Origin of the sequence: Chryseobacterium gilvum (assembly GCF_025628965.1) — a bacterium.
Taxonomy (GTDB): domain Bacteria; phylum Bacteroidota; class Bacteroidia; order Flavobacteriales; family Weeksellaceae; genus Chryseobacterium; species Chryseobacterium gilvum.
Window position 1 is genome coordinate 1 of record NZ_JAOTEN010000004.1, and the last position, 18,789, is coordinate 18,789.

Here is an 18,789-nt window from a genome sequence, read left to right on the forward strand (position 1 = left end):
AAATCCTTAAACCTTACAATCATTACCCACTCCTGCGCCCCGTTTTACCGGACTGCAAAGATACAAACCTTTTTATCAATACCAAATTTTTTAACCAAAAATTAAATATCTATTTTAAATCCGTATCCCATTATATCACTATAATAAAGCTCCCCTAATCCTTACAGCCCCGAAAGGCCTCTCCTTCGCTTCCTCCAAACTTCTCAGTTTTTCAGTGGGGCAAAGATACGGCAGGCCTCTACACAAAGCAAGGGTTTGGGAATCTAATATTTTGATTGTGGAAAATTATAAAGTTAAAACACTGATGGAATATTTGTTACCCGCTGCATTATAGTTATCCACAATGTACAATGATTGAACATCAACAGCAAATTCATCTCATATAGCTTATATATTCCGCTCATAAGTACATTATAATATATTGTAAATAGTTATTGATGTATATATTTCAATAATAAAATTAGCCATACTTATTTTAAAAATTCATGAGTATTGTTATTATCTAGCCCCGATAGAAACGGCATCCTTTTTTGCGGGGGACGGAGCGAAGCGCAGATCCCCCGCAAAAAAGATACAGTGGAAAGCGGGAAAAAGCTCCCGGAAAAATAGGATTATAAATAAAAAATGTCCCTGAAATCAGAAACATAATTTATATAAGATAAAATTGAATTAAAATTCCGCATTTTTCGGAGTCCTTGGGAAAGGAATCACGTCACGAATGTTGGTCATACCTGTTACAAAAAGGACTAATCTTTCCAGACCTAAACCAAAACCAGCATGAGGAACCGATCCGAATTTTCTCGTGTCAAGATACCACCAAAGCTCATGCTCGTCAACATGCATCTCCTTCATTTTATTTTTTAATACCTCTAATCTTGCTTCTCTTTCTGATCCGCCAATGATTTCGCCAATTCCCGGGAAAAGCACATCCATCGCGGCAACGGTTTTGTTGTCATCGTTCAGCTTCATGTAGAACGCTTTGATTTCTTTTGGATAATCAAAAAGAACGACCGGACATTCAAAATGTTTTTCAACTAAGAATCTTTCGTGCTCAGACTGAAGATCTGCTCCCCACTCTTCAATAGGATAAACAAACTTTCCTTTTTTATTTTCTTTTGAATTTAATAAAATCTCAATCGCTTCTGTATAGCTTACTCTTTTGAAACGTTTTGCAATTACATTTTCTAACTTTTCAATCAAGCCTTCTTTGGCTCTTTCTTTTTCCGGTTTTGTTTTCTGTTCTTCTTCAAAGCGTTTGTCTAAAAACTCGAGGTCATCTTTACAGTTATTTAAAACATACTGAATCACATATTTCAGAAAATCTTCTGCCAAATCAATATTATCTTCAAGATTATTGAAGGCAACTTCCGGCTCGATCATCCAGAATTCTGCCAAATGACGGGTTGTGTTGGAATTTTCTGCGCGGAAAGTTGGACCGAACGTGTAGATTCTTCCTAATCCCATTGCTGCGGTTTCGCCTTCCAACTGTCCCGAAACTGTCAAATTGGTTTTTTTTCCAAAGAAATCCTGAGCAAAATCGATATCACCCTGCTCATCTCTCGGAATATTGTTCAGATCAAAATTGGTAACGCCAAACATTTCTCCCGCCCCTTCTGCATCTGCACCTGTAACAATGGGTGTATTAATATAGAAAAACTGATTTTTATTAAAGAATGAATGAATAGCAAAGCTTACCGCATGACGTACTCTGAAGACTGCCCCAAATAGATTGGTTCTGAATCTTAAATGCGCCTGTTCTCTTAACACTTCCAATGAGTGTTTTTTTGGCTGAAGAATCGTTTTATCTCTTTCTTCGGTAAAGTTATCTCCTAAAATGATGATTTTTTTAGCAATAATCTCTACGGTTTGACCGGCTCCCTGGCTTTCTACCACCTCACCTGTTACTTTTAAGGAAGATGCAGTACTTATTTTACTGATTATATCTGCATCAAAATTTTCGAAATCAACAACAATCTGCAAATTATTAATCGTAGAACCATCATTAAGCGCAATAAAGCGATTTGAACGGAAGGCTCTCACCCAACCGTACACGGTAATGTCATGATGTAATACTTTTTTGTAATCCTGTAGAACTTCTTTAATCGTCTGCTTTTTCATTTGTTGATTGATAAATTTTATATAAAAAATTAATGTGTGCAAATTTACAAAAAACGTGGGAACTTTTAGTTTTATTTACACTGACAGATTTTGATTACGTTCATTTAATTAATAAATCTTTTTAGAATAAAATTTTTGTAAATTTGGTAATAAGTAAATTAAACTATGAATATTACATTAGAACAGGCTCTGCAAGCCATCAAAGCGGCCCTTGAAAAATCAAGTGAAATGAACGTGAAAATGAATATTGCTGTAATGGACAGCGGCGCTAATCTGGTCGCTTTCGCCAAAATGGATGATGCGTGGATCGGCTCCATAGATATTGCGCAGAAAAAAGCAAAAACAGCACGATACTTTAATATGAATACGGGTGAAATCGGAAAACTTTCACAGCCGGGTCAGCCTTTATATAATATTGAACATTCCAATAATGGGTTGATCTCATTTCCGGGAGGGGTTTTGATTAAAGATCCTTCAGGTAATATTATTGGCTCTATCGGTGTGAGCGGAAGTTCGGTTGAAGATGATCATGAAGTTGCTTTAGCGGGAGCTGCTGCCGTAATATAAAATCTGAATAGATTGTAAAAGTAAAAGTTGGTTTTCTTGAAGACCAGCTTTTTTTATTTTAATAAACTGTTATTCGTCTTTTTTGGAAGGAACCAAGAAAACGTCAATTAAACCTTCCGGAAGCTGCATCTTGATGAATCGTTCTTCACGGTCAACTTCAAGAATCCAGTCTTTAATGATGGGGATAACCACTTCTTTTCCGTCTAAATTGGTCACAAAATAATTCTGAGCAGTCTGATCATTAACAGAACGGATCACACCACAATTATTATTATCCTGATCAAGAATTTCGAAGCCGATAATTTCGTGGTAATAAAATTGTTTCCCTGAAAGTTTCGGTAAAGTAGTCAGCGGTAAATACACATTTTTACCCAGAGACTGATCTACCAATGCTTCAGAGGAGTTTCTAAAAGCAATATTAAGAGCATCCAGTTTGCTCCAAGATGATTTTTCAATAAAAAAAGGAACCAATAATCCGTTGATTTCAACGAATATTGATTCCAATTTATTATAAAGCTCGGGTTGGTCAGTATCCAGTTTCAGGATAACATTTCCCGCAAGTCCATGTCTGCGTGTGATTTTTCCTAAAAAATAGCAATCTTCTTTACGCATGCAGGGAGTTTTTTAAGCTTCAGTGTTTTCTTCTGTTTCAGCAGCAGGAGCTTCTCCTTCTGTAGCAGCTTCAGTTTCAGCAGCAACTTCTTCTTCAGCAGGTGCGTTTGCAGCTTCTTCAGCAGCTTTGGCATCTGCTTCTACTTGTGCAGCAGCAGCAATTCTTGCTTCGTTTACTTTAGTTTCAGCATCAAAAGCAGCTTTTTTAGCATCAGCCTGCGCTTTAGATAATCCTTCTACTTTACCTAATACTTTTTGTTCTTTAGATTCTAACCAAGCTGCAAATCTTTTTTCAGCTTCAGCCTCATCAAAAGCACCTTTAGCAACACCACCTTGTAAGTGTTTTTTGTAAAGTACTCCTTTATAAGAAAGAATAGCTCTTGCAGTATCAGTAGGCTGTGCACCGTTATTTAACCACTTTACAGCAGAATCTACATTAAGATCGATTGTTGCAGGGTTTGTAATTGGGTTGTAAGTACCTAGTTTCTCGATGAATCTACCATCTCTTCTTGCTCTAGCATCTGCAACCACGATGTGGAAAAAAGGCTTACCTTTTTTACCGTGTCTTTGTAATCTGATTTTTACTGACATAATGTTTGAATTTTAAGGGAGCTCGTCCCGATTAAATATTTAAGTCTGCAAAGATAATCAAAATATCGGAAGTTCAAAGCGTATAAATGATGTTTTATAAAAGAAACAGGATTAATCTTTATAATCGCTTAATCCTTTCTTATAGGTTTCCAGCGCACGGTTTCTGGCAAAGGTATGTTCTACCATTCTCTTTTCCGGGGTAGAATTTTCATACCCGGGATTCCATTTTTTAATGTATTTAAAATCTTTATCAAACTTTTTGGTCTGCTCATCCGGATTAAAAACCCTGAAATAAGGTGCGGCATCGCATCCACAACCTGCAGCCCACTGCCAGTTTCCATTGTTGGCAGAAAGATCATAATCCAGAAGTTTCTTCGCAAAGTATGCCTCTCCCCAACGCCAGTCGATCAAAAGGTGCTTAGTAAGAAAACTAGCCACTACCATCCTGATTCTGTTGTGCATTCTTCCTGTTTGATTCAGCTGTCTCATTCCTGCATCTACAATAGGATATCCTGTTTCGCCGATGCACCATTTTTTGAATTCTTCTTCATTATTCCGCCACGGAATATGTTCATATTTTTCTTTAAAACATTTTTTAACCACTTTTGGGAAGTGAAATAAAATCTGCATAAAAAATTCTCTCCAGATCAGCTCACTCAGCCAGGTTTGGTTGTGTTGTAAGGCAAATTTTACACATTTTCTTACAGAAATGGTTCCGAAACGAAGGGCAATTCCTAAATGAGTCGTGCCGTTCAGAGCCGGAAAATCCCTTGTTTTGTCGTAATGATCAATTATTTCTGATTCCAGTTCAGGTTTTTTAAATTCGATATCGGTTTTTTCAAACCCTATTTTTTGTAAGCTCAGAATATTTTTAAACGCAAGTTTCTGAAAATTTTTATGATTAATCTTTACGGATTTTACATGATCTTCATTAAGCTTTTGCTTCCATTTTTTAGAATAAGGCGTATAAACGGTATACGGTTCACCATTATCTTTTGTGATCTCATTTTTCTCAAAAATGACCTGATCTTTATAATCACAGAATTCAATATTGTCAGCATTGAGAAATTCTTTTATTTCAAGATCTCTTTTGATTGCAGCCGGCTCGTAATCTCTGTTGCAGAAAACCGACCGTATATTGAATTCTTGTTGTAATTTTTTAAAAACATCCAATGGTTTACCATGATAAATTTGAAGACAGCTTTCGAATTTTTTCAGTTCAGCATTGATATTTTCTAAAGCCTGGTGAATGTAATCTACTCTTCTGTCACTTTTATCTTCCAGCTGATTTAGAATTTCGGTATCAAAAATAAAAACCGGAACCACACTGTTTCCCGATTGTAATGCTTCAGACAAACCTACATTGTCTTCCAGGCGTAAGTCTCTGCGGAACCAGAAAATTGAAGTTTCTTCTTTCATACGTAAATATACTGTTACTCAATATTTCCCATGTAAAAAAGGCCGAGACATTTTTGGTTTTCTTCAATCTGCAATGTATTTTTAAGATGATCCACCAATTTTGGAGAACTCCAGTAACAGCCGATTTTATTTGCGGTACAGGTAAGATACATGTTCTGGACAGCCATTGAAACCGCCGCAATTTCTTCCCACTCAGGAACTAAGCTGCTAAAATTAACGACAATAGACATTATCGTATCGGCTTTATTGATCTTGAACCCGATATCCTGATATTTTTTCTCTAAAAAAACCTGCGGAGCCTGGGTTGATTGATAAATCTCCTGCATTTCCAAGGCGAGTTTTGCTTTTTCGTCGCCTCTGAAAATTTTAAAGCGCCATGGTTTTGTACGTTTATGATTGGGCGCAAAGGTTGCCGAATTTAAAATTTCATCAATAATCTCCTGTGAAATCCCGGTTTCGGTATAGTCTTTTGGAAAGATGCTTCTTCGCTGTTCTATAATTTCTTTTAAAACTTCTGCTGTATTCATAGATACAAAATTACGCAAAAAAGAGAAAAGTCAGGAGCCACAAATCCTATAAAACCTCAACAATCTGCTGATGGATTTTGTTGAGCGTAAATTCTTCGCCCGGTTTCATTCCCATCATTTTTTTTGCCATCGGGCTTTCAGGGGATATCGCATAAAACCGGTCACCCTCAAAAAAAAACTCACCCAGAGAAACAGAAATATAAAAACGTGCTTTATTAGTAATAACCAAAGATCCTAACTGTACCCTTGTCGTTGCAGCGGGAAGAACTTTTGCCATATTTTGTTTCAGCTCATTGAGCGCGGCAAACTGTTTCTGCATCTGGTAAATCTCTTCCTGCATTTCTTCGCGCATACTGTCATACTTCGGGGTCTTTTTGATATCGCGGCTTGCTTCTAATGTAAATTCTATAAAGTTTTTCAGTTTTTCAATTTTCTCTAAAATTACGGTCTTAACGTAATTTCTGATATTATTCTTTTCAAATACAGTCTTCTCCATACTTCGTTAACTTTACATAAAGATAATATTTTTAAAATAAATTTTACTTTTGCAGTTCAAAAAAATTAAACCATGTTTCAAAACGTATTTTCAAATTCAGGAAGAATCACAAGAACTGAATTTGCACTAACTTATGTAATTTATATCGCTGCTTTATTCTTTACTATTATTTTAGCAGCCATTACCCGATTTTCATTATTTTATCTGATCACTATGTTTGTATGGTTTGCAGGGCAAGTTTTTAGAATTATACAGGGTGCAAAAAGGTGCCATGATTTAGGCAATAGTGGCTGGTTTCAGTTTATTCCATTTTATATTATCATAATGGCTTTTGTAGACGGTGATCCTGGAAGAAACAGATACGGAGACAACCCCAAAGGCAATAAAAATTACTATACAATTGACGAAATCGGTAAAAGAGAATATTAATAAAAAGAGCCTTGAAAATTTCAAGGCTCTTTTTATTATTGCTCAATGAGTTTTTTAAGATTCTCAAGACCTTCTCCGTAAGATTTACCCATTTGGTAATCCATTACCGGCCGCATAATTTTCATCATCGCGTCCTGTTCGGTATCCATCGTCCAGATGACTTTTGTCCCATTTCCTTCGGAAGCAAGCCTGATATCTGATGTAGCATCCCCTGCAAAAGGTTTGAAAAAAGTCATTTGCGTTTTTTGCTTTTCATTCATGATCAGTTCTTTAATTTCCTGACATCCTTTCCCGGCTGAATCATTTTTGCTGTCCCAACAGTATTTATCTCCAACTTCCCCTGAAGTTCCTGTATAGGCAATTTTCATGTTTTTATCTAATTTCATCCAGGGATTCCACTGATTGAATGCTTTCATAGAACTTACCTGCTGCCACACTTTTTCTTTTGGAGCATTAATCACCATTGATTTTTCAAAATGATAATTTTTACTGAAAGCCAACATCGCAATAACTGCATATGCAATAAAGATCAGAATAATTATCCCCAGAAATTTTAAGATTTTTTTCATAGTTGTTGTTTACTAAGTTATAAAATTGATATTATTTATGTTAATTTTTTTCAAAAATAGTTAATCTATCTAAAAGTTTTCTTTCCATATGACAAGATTATCTGTAAAAAAGTATTTTTGTTATGCTCTATGCACAACATTGCTATTAAACACCAGATTGCTTAGGCAAAATTAATATAACACATCATGAATATTTTAACGGAAAATTTTACTCCTCCATATCAGTCAGCTCCTTTCAATGAAATTAATAATGAAGATTATTTCCCTGCGTTTGAAAAATTAATCCGGGAATCTGAAGATGAGATTGATTCTATTGTTAAAAATCCTTCAGAACCTGATTTTGAAAATGTGATTGAAGCTTTGGCGTATTCGGGTGAAAAACTGGATCGGGTATCCAACATATTTTTCAATTTAAATTCAGCTGAAACCAGTGATGAGCTGCAGCATATCGCTCAGGAAGTGTCGCCGATCCTAACTGAATATTCATCAAAAATTTCTCAAAACGAAGCTTTATTCCGTAAAATCAAAATTGTTTACGACCAAAAGGATCATTATAATCTGAATGAGGAACAGCAAATGCTTTTAAATGAAACCTACAAAGGTTTTGTGAGAAGTGGTGCCTTACTAAATGAGGTGGATAAAGAAAAGCTGAAGAAAATCAATATGGATTTATCTTTAAAATCACTTCAGTTCGGGCAAAATGTCCTGGCTTCTACCAATAATTATTTTAAACATATTACCCGCAAATCAGATTTAGCTGGAATTCCTGAAACCATCATCGAGCAATATGCCGAAGAGGCAAAAGAAAGAAACCTTGAAGGATGGGTGGTGACACTGCAATATCCAAGCTACATTCCGCTAATGACCTACGCCGAAAACCGTGGACTGAGAAAGGAACTTGCCTTGGCAAACGGTAAAAAATCATTCGATGGCGGTGAGTTTGACAATCAGGATTTAATTAAAGACCTTCTGCAGTTGAAACAGCAAAAAGCAGAATTGTTAGGATATGAAAATTATGCAGAATATGTTTTAGAAGAAAGGATGGCAAAATCTCCTGCAAAAGTTCTGGATTTTTTAAATGAACTGCTGACCAAGGCGAAGCCTTATGCTGAAAAAGAAATTGAAGAATTAAAATCTCTTGCAAAAACAGATGGAATTGATGAAATACAGGGATATGACCACGCGTACTACGCCGAAAAGCTCCGTAAAGCAAAATATGACCTGAATGATGAAGAATTAAGACCTTATTTTCCGTTAAATCACGTCCAGGACGCTGTTTTTGGCTTAGCAAATACTTTATTCGGTCTTACTTTCAAAGAAAGAAATGATATTCCTAAATATCATGACGATGTCAAAGTATATGAAGTAAAAGAAAACGACGAATATAAAGCGCTTCTTTATGTAGATTATTTTCCGAGAAAAGGAAAAAGAGCCGGAGCCTGGATGACGAGCTACAAAAATCAGTACAGAAAAAATGGCGAAAATTCACGTCCCCATATTTCTATCGTCTGCAATTTTACCAAACCTACAAAAGACACCCCGAGTTTACTGACGTTTCAGGAAGTGACCACATTATTCCATGAATTTGGCCACGCTCTTCACGGAATATTAGCCGATACACAATATCCTACCCTCTCCGGAACTTCTGTAAAATGGGATTTTGTGGAACTGCCTTCTCAGTTCCTGGAAAATTTTTGCTATGAACCCGAGTTTTTAAAAACTTTTGCAAAACATTATCAAACCGGTGAAGTTCTCCCGAATGAAAAAATTGAAAAGATCGAACAGTCTAAAAACTTTATGGAAGGATATCAAACCATGAGACAGCTCGGTTTCGGAATCTTAGATATGAATTATCATACGAAAGTGGGTGAATTGGCAACGATGAGTATAAAAGATTTTGAAGACAAATACACAAAAGCGATACAATTATACCCGTCAAATCCTGAAACTGCTATGAGCCCAAGTTTTTCACATATTTTCCAGGGCGGTTATTCTGCAGGATATTATTCTTATAAATGGGCAGAAGTTTTGGATGCCGATGCATTTCATTATTTTAAAGAAAACGGAATCTTCAACCCCAAAATTGCCGCAAAATATAAAATTCTTCTTTCATCCGGCGGTACAAAAGATCCTATGGAACTGTATAAAAACTTCAGAGGAAGCGAGCCGAAAGTAGAGAGTTTGCTAAAAAGAGCATTTGGTTAAAATGCCTGCAGATTAATTTAAAAAACAGTGGTGGTGGAATAGAAACTTAATTAAGAAGCGCTGTCGTCAGAAGATGAAAACCTTCCATCTATATTTCTTACAGTACTAAAAAGTAAAAATCTATTTACACAACCGGATTTTCAGCTACTTTCGTTCTTGCTTTTGCCAAAATAGGAATTGAAAGCAAACCGGTTATCAGCATGATTATAATCTGTAGTGGTAAAGAAATAAAGGAATAGGTAAGCCCGATCTCGCCGCCAAATTCTGCACTTTTACCCATCGAAAGAAACAGGGCCATAAAACCGAATTTCATGGCAAGATTAAATGCGCCGATTCCGCCACTTGCCGGAACAATCATGCCTAAAGTTCCTACTACAATAATGAAAAAACCGTCTGCGATGGTGAAATCTGATGTTTCAGGCAGTGCAAAACAAACGAGATAAGTTGCCATATAATAGCAAACCCAGATTCCGATGGTATAGAGAATGAATTTTCCCTTTTTTTGCAGTTTTGAAATTGAAGCAATTCCCTCCCAAATTCCTTTTCCGAAGTTAATAAGCTGAGCCTTTTTAAATTTAATTAAATAGAAAATTACACCTGCAATTAAAAGTAAAATACAGACCTTAACTATCAGATAAAAAGAATCAAAATCATTAATTCCTAATGACAGTAAAAATTTTTCAAAACCATTAGGAATATGCTTTTCTGTACTTATCTTCTTTTTTTCAGTGACGTAATCGTAAAATGAAACGATAGCATCAAATTTAAAAATAACCGTTAGTATAAGAAAACCCATCATACATACAAGATCAATCACTCGTTCTAAAATAATGGTACCAACCGATTTACTGACAGGCACTTTTTCTACACCATACAAAGCTGTAGCTCTGGCTACTTCCCCACTTCTCGGAATCGTTAAATTCATTAGATATCCGAAAGAGATGGTCCAAAATGCATTAGAGGTTGAAATATGGTATCCCATCGGTTCCAACAGAAGATTCCATCTAACCGCTCTGAACCAATAAGCGAGAACACCAAAAACGGCTGCGAATACAACCCAGAGATAATTCGCTTTTACTAAAGATTTCTGAATCTTGGGAAAATCAAAACCTCGTAATGCTAACCACAGAAAAAATCCTGCAAAAGCGAGAGAAATAATAATGGTAAGAACTGATTTTACAGGACTAGTCGATTTTTTTTCCATACATCAGGTAAGAAGGTTGGTTTTCTCATCCGGGAAAACAATTTTTGGCTGGAAATCTCTTGCCTCTTCCGGCGACATCTGTGCATACGCAATGATGATAATTATATCATCTCGCTGTACTTTTCTGGCAGCGGGGCCGTTTAAGCAAACTTCCCCCGATTTTCTTTTTCCTTTAATCACGTAGGTGTCAAAACGTTCACCGTTATTTACATTAACGATATATACTCTTTCGCCCACCACCAAACCTGCAGCATCGATAAGATCTTCATCAATGGTAATACTTCCTATATAATTGAGGTCTGAAGCGGTGACTCTGACCCGATGAATTTTAGATTTAAATACTTCTATAAACATAATGCAAATTTATTAATAATATTTAATAAAATCATTCTTAAAAACTATTCAGAAATACTATTAAAACAGAAGATGAATTCAATATAAAGTAAAGATTTTTAATATGATGTAATAAGTTGATAACAATAGGAGAAAAATCATTAATATTTAATATCGCATTTTGGAATCAATAAAAATAAAAATAAATTGTCCTTTTTTAATAAAGCCAATATACATAAGCAGTTGGCATGATTTTAGTTCCGTGAAACCTTGATTTTTGGTCAAGATATAAATTATCAAATTTTGATTGTTTTTTAGAAAAAATAAAAATATTTACAAGTTTTTAGAAAAAATTTGCACAATTTGAAAATTGTTTTATATTTGCTACAATAACTAACTTTTAATATAAAAATTATGAACAAGTCTGAATTAATCGACGCAATTGCTAAAGATGCCGGAATTACTAAAGTTGCAGCGAAAGCTGCATTAGAATCATTTATGTCTAATGTAACCAACACTTTAAAAACAAAAGAAGGTAAAGTATCTCTTGTAGGATTCGGTACTTTCTCAGTTTCTGAAAGAGCTGCAAGACAAGGGATCAATCCTGCAACTAAAAAGCCAATTAACATTGCTGCTAAAACCGTTGCTAAATTTAAAGCAGGTGCAGATTTATCAAATGCTGTTTCTACTGCGATGACACCGGCTGCAGGGGGAAAAAAGAAGAAATAAAATTTCTTAATAAAAAAACAAGGCTGATCTTTTTTAGGAACAGCCTTTTTTTATGTCAATTTATGGAGCAAGCCGGGAAATTTCCCAGTCAACATCTTTTAATGTATACAAAATCCTGTCATGCAATCGATTGGGCCTTCCCTGCCAGAATTCTATCTCATACGGTTTTGCAATATATCCTCCCCAGTTTTCAGGTCTGGGAACTTCAGCGTTTTCAAATTCAAGTTCCATTTTTTTCAGCTTTTCTTCTAAAAAAGCCCTGTCGGGAATGATCTGGCTTTGCGGCGAAACCGCTGCACCGAGCTGGCTTCCTTTGGGTCTGGAATGGAAATATCCGTCACTCATATTTTCAGCGATTTTTTCCAGATCTGCTTTGATAATAATTTGCCTCTCTAATCCCGGCCAGAAAAAATGAAGACATGCTTTATGGTTTTTCTCAATCGACCTTCCCTTCCTGCTTTCATAATTGGTATAAAAAACAAAACCCTCATACGTATATTCTTTAAGTAAAACCATTCTTGTGCGCGGACAGCCGTCTTCCTCAACCGTAGCAACAGACATCGCATTTGCTTCAGAAATCGACGGATTTTCTGACGCTTCTGAAAACCAGTCTCTGAACTGCTCAATAGGATTCTGTTTGATCTCACTTTCAATAAGTTGGGATTTTTCGTAAATTTTTCTTTTATCGTGAAGGTTTTCCATAAATAATTTTTATTAAATTTGAGTATGAATTACTCATACAAAGGTAAAATATTAATTTCCACACCGGATATCTCGGGTGATATTTTTTCCAGATCGGTAGTGCTCATTATTAACCATGACGAAAATGGTGCGTTCGGATTGATCCTCAATAAGAAAAATGCCAAAGTAAGTGATAAGTTTAATAATTTTTTTGACTTCAAGATAGAAGTATACGACGGCGGTCCGGTAGAAAATGATAAAGTCCTGATGCTGATCAAAGGAAAAAAAATTACAGAAGAGTTTACCGAAATTAACGATGAGTTTTATCTTACCGAAGATATCGAAAAAGTAATAACGGCTGTTTTAAATAGTGAGATCGCTATTGAAGATGTAAAAATATTTTCAGGCTATTCCGGTTGGTCTGCATCACAGCTTGAAAGTGAAGTTTTGCGCAAATTATGGACGGTTGTAGAAGTGTACAATTTGGATTATACACTTCCGAATGACCAGACTTTATGGAAGTCAATCATGCAGAACCTGGGTGGCGAATTTCTGTTATGGGCCAATGCTCCGGAGGATATTTCACTCAACTGATTTTTATTACAACAATATTAACATTCTTTTAGGATATATTAGACAATTTTACCTGACACCGCGCGTTGTTTAATAATAAGCATTTCACTATGAACCTTAAAAAACTACTTTTTGTACCGCTTTTTGCAGCTGCTTTTTTTTCCTTTAAGCCTGTTGACAAACCGGTTATTGTTATCGATGCAGGACATGGCGGAAATGATATGGGAGCTGTTTACGAAACGATATCTGAAAAGCAAATCACGTTAAAAGTGGCTTCTCTCATCAAAGAGATGAGTACTTCTCAGGATAAATACGAGATTATGCTTACAAGAGGCGATGATTCTGACGTAAGCCTTGCAGAAAGAATTGAAAAAATAAACCGCCTGAATCCTAAAATGGTCGTTTCTCTGCATCTCAACAGCAGTCCGGAAAAAGAATCGACAAAACAAGGACACGAAATTTATATTCAGAATTCCGATTCATCAAAAAAAATTGCTCAGAAAGTTTCTGAAAAGTTAGGTCAGTGCCCTGTTCAGACAAAAGATCTTAAAATCCTGAAAGAATCTAAATCTCCTGCTGTACTGGTAGAAATGGGATTTATAAACAGCACTAAAGACAGAGACTATCTGAACAGCGATCTGGGACAGAAAGAAACGGCACAAAAATTTATTGAAATTTTTAACGAACAGTAATCGTTTATAAATACAATATTCTGATCATTTCAGAATAAAACCCGATAAAGGACTTATCTTATAGGTTGTTTACCGGGTTTGTCAATTTTGGGAAGGTTTAAAAACTGTTTTTCCAGCTTTCTACCAGTTCTGAAAAACGGGATGTTTCAAAAACTTTATTCCTAATTTTTTTTACCGAAAATATCCCTTTTTCGTCGGAGATTAATAGAATTTCTTCTGCTTTCTGAGATTCAAAAGCAATCAATTCATGTTCCTGAATATCTGCAAGATTATTTTTATGAAGAAAAGTAACAAAATTTTCCATTAAAGGCGATATATACGCTCCTTCAGACTGTTTGGCAACTTTAATGATATTCCCTTCCATAAAAAGCAGATTCCCGGAAGCAGCACGTGCTATTCTTTTATTTGGATTCAGGAGAATGACATCATCAAGATCGTTTTCCTGTGCATAAATTCCTGCATAGATGTTTTCCGGAGAGTGTACTCTGATATTGCTCAGAAGGTTATTGTTAACATTAATTTCTTTTATTAAATCCAATTCTAAAGCTTTGGAATGAATTTCTAAGACATCATGCATCTCAGTCACTTCAAAATAATACGCCACCGAAGATTTCGCCAGTGAAGACCCATCTGAATTTCTGAATACCAGAAAATGAATGATCCCGTTTTTTATATTTCTCTGCTGAATAATATTCTCATTAAATAGAGCCTGAAAAAACTCTAATGTATAGGTGAGCGGAATATTCATACGCATTTTTCTCATGGAGGCCATCAGGAAAAAATAGCATTCTTCATCCATAATCAACATAGAATTTCTTATAAAAAAAGAAACCCGTACTGCATCTCCCGAAAGAAAAGCCCTGTTTTTCAATTCTATATCTTCCGAAGTAAAATATGTGTTTTCCAATGTATGATGATTTTATAAAAAAATAATGAACGATAAATCGTCCATCAGTTTTTGTGTTTATAATCCTGCAGCTTTATTAAGCAGCACCTAATTTTATTCTAAGATTTTCGATAAGATTTTCCCAATACAACGCATTTTCTTCCTCATCTCCTTCTTCACAGAAATCGGTAATATTCAGAGCCAGATCTTCAGTAATATCATCAATGGTGATGGTCATTTCAAAGAAATTTTTCGTCCCTTCATCTTCTTCCCATCTGAAACGCACGAAACCTTCGGGCTTATATCTTATTAAAGTTGCCTTTTCTTCAGAACCTCCACCCCAACTAAAATAGAAATCGTCACCTTTCTCTACTACATCATCTGCAAACCACTCCGATAAACCTTCCGCACTCGCAAGATATTCATACAATATCTCTGATAGACAGTGCATTGGAAATTCGTAATGGACTTTATGTTTCGCCATATAACTTATTTTTAACGTCACGCAATATATAAATTAATTTTTTTATTACACAAAAATGTATTTATTTTTTTATATAATAAGGATGATATTTATCAGAAGCTTTTGAGCTGAGGTTTTGGTGAGCAGATTATGATTTTTCTTAGAAATAATTCATCAGATTTCATTCAAAACATTTAGAATAATCTGACATCCTTCCGCAATTTCATTTTCAGAAATTGTCAAAGGCGGAGAAATTCTCAGATATTCATTTCTGTACAGCTGCCAGAAAACAATCAGCCCTTTATCCATGCATCTTTTTGCCACCTCTAAAGTAAATTCCGGCGAGCCTAAATTCACGGCAAGCATCAAACCTTTGCCGTTGATATTTTTAATTTTGGGATGTATCAGAAGTTTTCGGTAAAGCTGCTCTTTACGGTCGATATCATTCATCAGACCGCTGTCTAAAACCTCTTTTAATGTCGCATGAGAAGCCGCCGCAATTAACGGATTGCCGCCAAAAGTAGTGATATGACCCAACTTCGGAGAATGAGAAAGCGTTTCCATGATTTTTCTTGAACTCATAAATGCGCCTACCGGAACACCACCTCCCATTCCTTTTCCCATCACCAGAATATCCGGAACGATACCGAAGTGTTCAAATGAAAACAGTTTTCCTGTTCTTCCGAATCCGGGCTGGATCTCATCAAGAATCAACAAGGCCCCTACTTCTTCACATCTGGCTTTTAGTTTTATCAAATAATTACCATTAGGAACTAAAAAACCTGCCGCACCCTGAATGGTTTCTAAAATAACACAGGCTGTTTTTTCGGTAATTTGATCAAAATCATTTTCATTATTGAATTCAATAAAAGATACCATCGGAAGCAACGGCCGGAATTCTCTTTTGTGGTATTCATTTCCTGAAACACTTAAGGCTCCGTGTGTATTGCCATGATATGAGTTTTTGAAAGAAATGATTTCTTCTCTTCCGGTATATCTTTTGGCGAGTTTCAGGCTTCCGTCAATAGCTTCTGCACCACTATTGACCAAATAGGTAATTTCTAAAGGATCCGGAGTAGATTCTGCTAGCAACCTGCATAATTCAACAGGTTTTTCCTGTGCATATTCTCCATACACCATCACGTGGAGATATTGGTCTGCCTGTTTTTTGATGGCATCTATAATTTTAGGATGCGAATGCCCTAAAGTATTGGCAGAAACGCCCGCTACGAAATCAAGATATTTTTTTCCGTTTTTCCCGAAAATATAGCTTCCTTCTGCTTTTTCAACTTCAAAACCTGCTGCAAATGGCGTAGTCTGCGCCTGATACGTGAAAAAATCTTTTTTGATTTCCATGATATGAAAAATTTCAGCAAAGCTAAAAAACATTCATCAGATGCCGAAATGAATCGTCCATAAAAAAGACCAGCTTTACACTGATCTTTTTATTATTTTCTGACTCTTTTCGGCTTTTTGGCTTCTTCTGCCGCTTTTTGTTTATTAATGGCTTCCTGAGCCTGATCGTAGAGTGAATTTTCGGATTCGTATTTTATTTCCTCATAATTGGGCGTATCTACGAGAATATCCTGCCATTTCCTGATCCGGTCGCGGGTGTTCCAGTTGAAATCCGGGAATTTTTGTTTTTCAGGTTCTATTTTACTCATCGGAAATGTGGAGGATAAAGCGCCGATGCTGCATGAGATAATTTGCAATTTCTGCTCTTCAAACAAGGCACCGATAATTCCGCAGGATGAAAGAGTGACGCCGATCCTTTCGTTCTGTTTTGTTTTTTCATTAAAATCATCTGCATAGGTAATCGCCTGTGCATTTCCGATTACTCTTACATCTTTGATCTGTTTGCCTTCGTAATACACCGTCATGAGTTTTCCTTTCACCTGGTTAAACTCGTCTTTCATATTAAGCGAATCTGCTTTGCTGATCGCAAAACCGTTTCCGATCACTTTCAGGGAGTCTATATTTTCGGTTTCCGTATTAAAATAGGCTTCAACTTTATCTCCCGTCACTTGTTTTTGTCCACTCCACAAGATGGGTTTGGTATACATATGCATAATCCCGTCGGTTTCATTAAAAGCGATGGAGTCTGCTCTTCCCTGTGCATTTGATTTGTATATCCTGGCTTTTTTAAACGCTCTCAGATAGCTTTTTTTAACGTTTGCAGCATCCAGTTTTTGGTAGGAGAGAATTTTTTCGGCAGCAAAATAAATAGAGTCTTTCTCGAGAATTTTTACGGCATAAGGATTTTTAGTCATCATCGCAGAATCTTTCTTTTCAAAGATTTCTCCGTACCCACCTTTCAGGTATCTTTTTTCGTAAGGATCATCTAAAGTAACATTCCCTGTAGCGGTCCCGAAACCGGTGAGTTGATTGTAATACATCTCATCTCCGGTAAGGATTTTATCATTGTAATAAATCCGTGAATTTTTAGTAAGAAACGATTCTTTTGTATTGAGATTGTGAGTCCCTTTATCGGTAATAATCCTGTTCTTTGGATTTTTATTATTGGTAATAACCGTATATCCGTTGATGGTAACAATATTGGTATTCTGATTCTGAACCACATTATTTCCTTCCAGTGTATATTCCCGGTCTACAATTTTAACGGTTCCTGTAAGATCAACCGTTCTGGTCGTTAAAAAATAAGTCGCTGATTTTGAATAGGTAGTGCTTTTTCCGTCATTAATGGTTCCTCCTGTATTATAATACGCCTGGTTTGAAACCCGGTCATAATACATGATATCGGTTTTGATAATCGTACCTTTAGGATCAGTAAGAACTACATCTTTTCTGGCCACTCCTTTTTGAGTATCTGCATCATATTCCATTTCACCGGCAGTAATAACAGATCCATCAGAATTTTGCAGTTTTGTATTACCGATTGCTCTCACAAAGTTTTCTTTATCATACACAACCAGTTCATCAGCATATAATATTGAGCCCTGATGTTCTATCTGTACATTTCCCACAAAATATCTGTTCCCATCATACTTTGTATCTTTTTTAATTTCATCAGCATGAATTATCCTCACTTTATCTCCCGGTTTTGCCAACTGTGGTTTGGCAGTAGCGGGTTTTTGCAAATAAGGATCCCGCTGCGCAGGTTTTGGAGTGACCTGTGCAAATGTGATTGCAGATAAAAAAGTAAACAGAAAAAGAATCAGTCTCATTGATCAGTCATTCTTGGTGCCATAAAAATACAGCGAATGAGAATTAATTTTAACATTGAATGCTTCTTCAATAGCTTCTTTAATCCCCTGAATTCTGGGATCGCAAAATTCTATAATCTCCTGAATTTCTTTATCAGAATCTTTCTTATAAATCACCAGGTGATCGTGCTGCTTATCAAAATACGATTTTTCATATGATGATGAAGTCAGTGTTTTTTCACCAAACTGGTGTTTACGGATCAGCCCTGCATCCAGGAAAATTTCAATCGTATTGTAAATTGTCGCTTTAGAGACATGGTATTTTTTCTGCATCATTAAAAGATACAGATCATCTACATTAAAATGATGATCCATATTATAGATTTCTTCTAAAATAGTGTACCGTTCCGGAGTGTTTCGAAATCCTTTTTCTAAAAGATAATTTCTTAAAACGTCTTTTATTAAGGTTATATTTTTTTCTTTTTGTAAAGTATCCATTAAAAAATTTATACTACAAATTTATCGATTTTT

Annotated in this window: 21 protein-coding genes; 6 read left to right on the forward strand and 15 right to left on the reverse strand. The window is 35.8% G+C overall.

The window, feature by feature from the left end:
• Positions 1 to 669: 669 nt before the first annotated feature.
• The gene (gene asnS, locus N0B16_RS11865; RefSeq protein WP_262991162.1) at positions 670 to 2,118 is read right to left on the reverse strand and encodes an asparagine--tRNA ligase; all 1,449 of its coding nucleotides are present in this window, start codon (positions 2,116 to 2,118) and stop codon (positions 670 to 672) included.
• Between the two features lie 165 nt (positions 2,119 to 2,283).
• Here asnS and N0B16_RS11870 point away from each other — a divergent pair, with 165 nt between their 5' ends.
• Positions 2,284 to 2,685 (forward strand): GlcG/HbpS family heme-binding protein, encoded by a 402-nt coding sequence (locus N0B16_RS11870; RefSeq protein ID WP_262991163.1) that lies wholly within the window; start codon positions 2,284 to 2,286, stop codon positions 2,683 to 2,685.
• Between the two features lie 69 nt (positions 2,686 to 2,754).
• On the opposite strand, the gene rimM is transcribed toward N0B16_RS11870, so the two are convergent.
• The 5 genes from rimM to N0B16_RS11895 all read right to left on the reverse strand — a co-directional run bounded on the left by rimM (position 2,755) and on the right by N0B16_RS11895 (position 6,330).
• A complete protein-coding gene (rimM, locus tag N0B16_RS11875; protein WP_262991164.1) occupies positions 2,755 to 3,297 on the reverse strand; it encodes a ribosome maturation factor RimM in 543 nt (180 codons plus the stop codon).
• A gap of 12 nt (positions 3,298 to 3,309) precedes the next feature.
• On the reverse strand, positions 3,310 to 3,888 hold the full coding sequence (locus tag N0B16_RS11880) for a 30S ribosomal protein S16 (RefSeq protein WP_262991165.1): 579 nt from the start codon (positions 3,886 to 3,888) through the stop codon (positions 3,310 to 3,312).
• Between the two features lie 111 nt (positions 3,889 to 3,999).
• A complete protein-coding gene (locus tag N0B16_RS11885) occupies positions 4,000 to 5,307 on the reverse strand; it encodes a cryptochrome/photolyase family protein (RefSeq protein WP_262991166.1) in 1,308 nt (435 codons plus the stop codon).
• A 14-nt stretch (positions 5,308 to 5,321) separates the two neighbouring features.
• The gene (locus N0B16_RS11890) at positions 5,322 to 5,834 is read right to left on the reverse strand and encodes a nitroreductase family protein (RefSeq protein WP_262991167.1); all 513 of its coding nucleotides are present in this window, start codon (positions 5,832 to 5,834) and stop codon (positions 5,322 to 5,324) included.
• A gap of 46 nt (positions 5,835 to 5,880) precedes the next feature.
• Positions 5,881 to 6,330, reverse strand: a complete 450-nt coding sequence (locus N0B16_RS11895) for a GreA/GreB family elongation factor (protein WP_262991168.1) — start codon at positions 6,328 to 6,330, stop codon at positions 5,881 to 5,883.
• A 72-nt stretch (positions 6,331 to 6,402) separates the two neighbouring features.
• Between N0B16_RS11895 and N0B16_RS11900 the strand changes: the two genes are divergently transcribed.
• Entirely contained in the window at positions 6,403 to 6,759 is a 357-nt protein-coding gene (locus tag N0B16_RS11900) for a DUF805 domain-containing protein (protein ID WP_262991169.1), read from the forward strand.
• Positions 6,760 to 6,794: 35 nt separating this feature from the next.
• On the opposite strand, the gene N0B16_RS11905 is transcribed toward N0B16_RS11900, so the two are convergent.
• On the reverse strand, positions 6,795 to 7,328 hold the full coding sequence (locus N0B16_RS11905; RefSeq protein ID WP_262991170.1) for an SRPBCC family protein: 534 nt from the start codon (positions 7,326 to 7,328) through the stop codon (positions 6,795 to 6,797).
• A gap of 186 nt (positions 7,329 to 7,514) precedes the next feature.
• Between N0B16_RS11905 and N0B16_RS11910 the strand changes: the two genes are divergently transcribed.
• Positions 7,515 to 9,533: a M3 family metallopeptidase gene (locus tag N0B16_RS11910; RefSeq protein WP_262991171.1), complete on the forward strand. Its 2,019-nt coding sequence runs from the start codon at positions 7,515 to 7,517 to the stop codon at positions 9,531 to 9,533.
• Between the two features lie 124 nt (positions 9,534 to 9,657).
• On the opposite strand, the gene N0B16_RS11915 is transcribed toward N0B16_RS11910, so the two are convergent.
• Together N0B16_RS11915 and panD are read right to left on the reverse strand one after the other, a co-directional pair.
• The gene (locus tag N0B16_RS11915; RefSeq protein ID WP_262991172.1) at positions 9,658 to 10,737 is read right to left on the reverse strand and encodes a lysylphosphatidylglycerol synthase transmembrane domain-containing protein; all 1,080 of its coding nucleotides are present in this window, start codon (positions 10,735 to 10,737) and stop codon (positions 9,658 to 9,660) included.
• Positions 10,738 to 10,740: 3 nt separating this feature from the next.
• The gene (gene panD, locus N0B16_RS11920; RefSeq protein ID WP_056033595.1) at positions 10,741 to 11,091 is read right to left on the reverse strand and encodes an aspartate 1-decarboxylase; all 351 of its coding nucleotides are present in this window, start codon (positions 11,089 to 11,091) and stop codon (positions 10,741 to 10,743) included.
• A 393-nt stretch (positions 11,092 to 11,484) separates the two neighbouring features.
• Here panD and N0B16_RS11925 point away from each other — a divergent pair, with 393 nt between their 5' ends.
• On the forward strand, positions 11,485 to 11,799 hold the full coding sequence (locus N0B16_RS11925) for an HU family DNA-binding protein (RefSeq protein WP_262991173.1): 315 nt from the start codon (positions 11,485 to 11,487) through the stop codon (positions 11,797 to 11,799).
• A gap of 60 nt (positions 11,800 to 11,859) precedes the next feature.
• On the opposite strand, the gene pdxH is transcribed toward N0B16_RS11925, so the two are convergent.
• The gene (pdxH, locus tag N0B16_RS11930; RefSeq protein WP_262991174.1) at positions 11,860 to 12,501 is read right to left on the reverse strand and encodes a pyridoxamine 5'-phosphate oxidase; all 642 of its coding nucleotides are present in this window, start codon (positions 12,499 to 12,501) and stop codon (positions 11,860 to 11,862) included.
• Between the two features lie 24 nt (positions 12,502 to 12,525).
• On the opposite strand from pdxH, the gene N0B16_RS11935 reads away from it, so the two are divergent.
• Entirely contained in the window at positions 12,526 to 13,074 is a 549-nt protein-coding gene (locus N0B16_RS11935; RefSeq protein ID WP_262991175.1) for a YqgE/AlgH family protein, read from the forward strand.
• Between the two features lie 89 nt (positions 13,075 to 13,163).
• A complete protein-coding gene (locus N0B16_RS11940) occupies positions 13,164 to 13,745 on the forward strand; it encodes an N-acetylmuramoyl-L-alanine amidase family protein (protein WP_262991176.1) in 582 nt (193 codons plus the stop codon).
• A gap of 97 nt (positions 13,746 to 13,842) precedes the next feature.
• Here the strand turns inward: N0B16_RS11940 and N0B16_RS11945 are convergent, their stop codons facing one another.
• From N0B16_RS11945 to N0B16_RS11965, 5 genes are all read right to left on the reverse strand, one after another.
• Positions 13,843 to 14,652 carry an aminotransferase class IV gene (locus N0B16_RS11945; RefSeq protein WP_262991177.1) on the reverse strand — a complete coding sequence of 270 codons (810 nt, stop codon included), beginning with the start codon at positions 14,650 to 14,652 and terminating at the stop codon, positions 13,843 to 13,845.
• A 76-nt stretch (positions 14,653 to 14,728) separates the two neighbouring features.
• Positions 14,729 to 15,115, reverse strand: a complete 387-nt coding sequence (locus tag N0B16_RS11950) for an START-like domain-containing protein (RefSeq protein ID WP_262991178.1) — start codon at positions 15,113 to 15,115, stop codon at positions 14,729 to 14,731.
• A 153-nt stretch (positions 15,116 to 15,268) separates the two neighbouring features.
• Positions 15,269 to 16,444, reverse strand: coding sequence for an aspartate aminotransferase family protein (locus tag N0B16_RS11955; RefSeq protein WP_262991361.1), 1,176 nt, complete (start codon positions 16,442 to 16,444; stop codon positions 15,269 to 15,271).
• Positions 16,445 to 16,542: 98 nt separating this feature from the next.
• The gene (locus N0B16_RS11960; protein WP_262991179.1) at positions 16,543 to 18,279 is read right to left on the reverse strand and encodes an OstA-like protein; all 1,737 of its coding nucleotides are present in this window, start codon (positions 18,277 to 18,279) and stop codon (positions 16,543 to 16,545) included.
• Positions 18,280 to 18,282: 3 nt separating this feature from the next.
• Positions 18,283 to 18,756, reverse strand: coding sequence for a Fur family transcriptional regulator (locus N0B16_RS11965; RefSeq protein ID WP_262991180.1), 474 nt, complete (start codon positions 18,754 to 18,756; stop codon positions 18,283 to 18,285).
• Between the last annotated feature and the right edge of the window lie 33 nt (positions 18,757 to 18,789).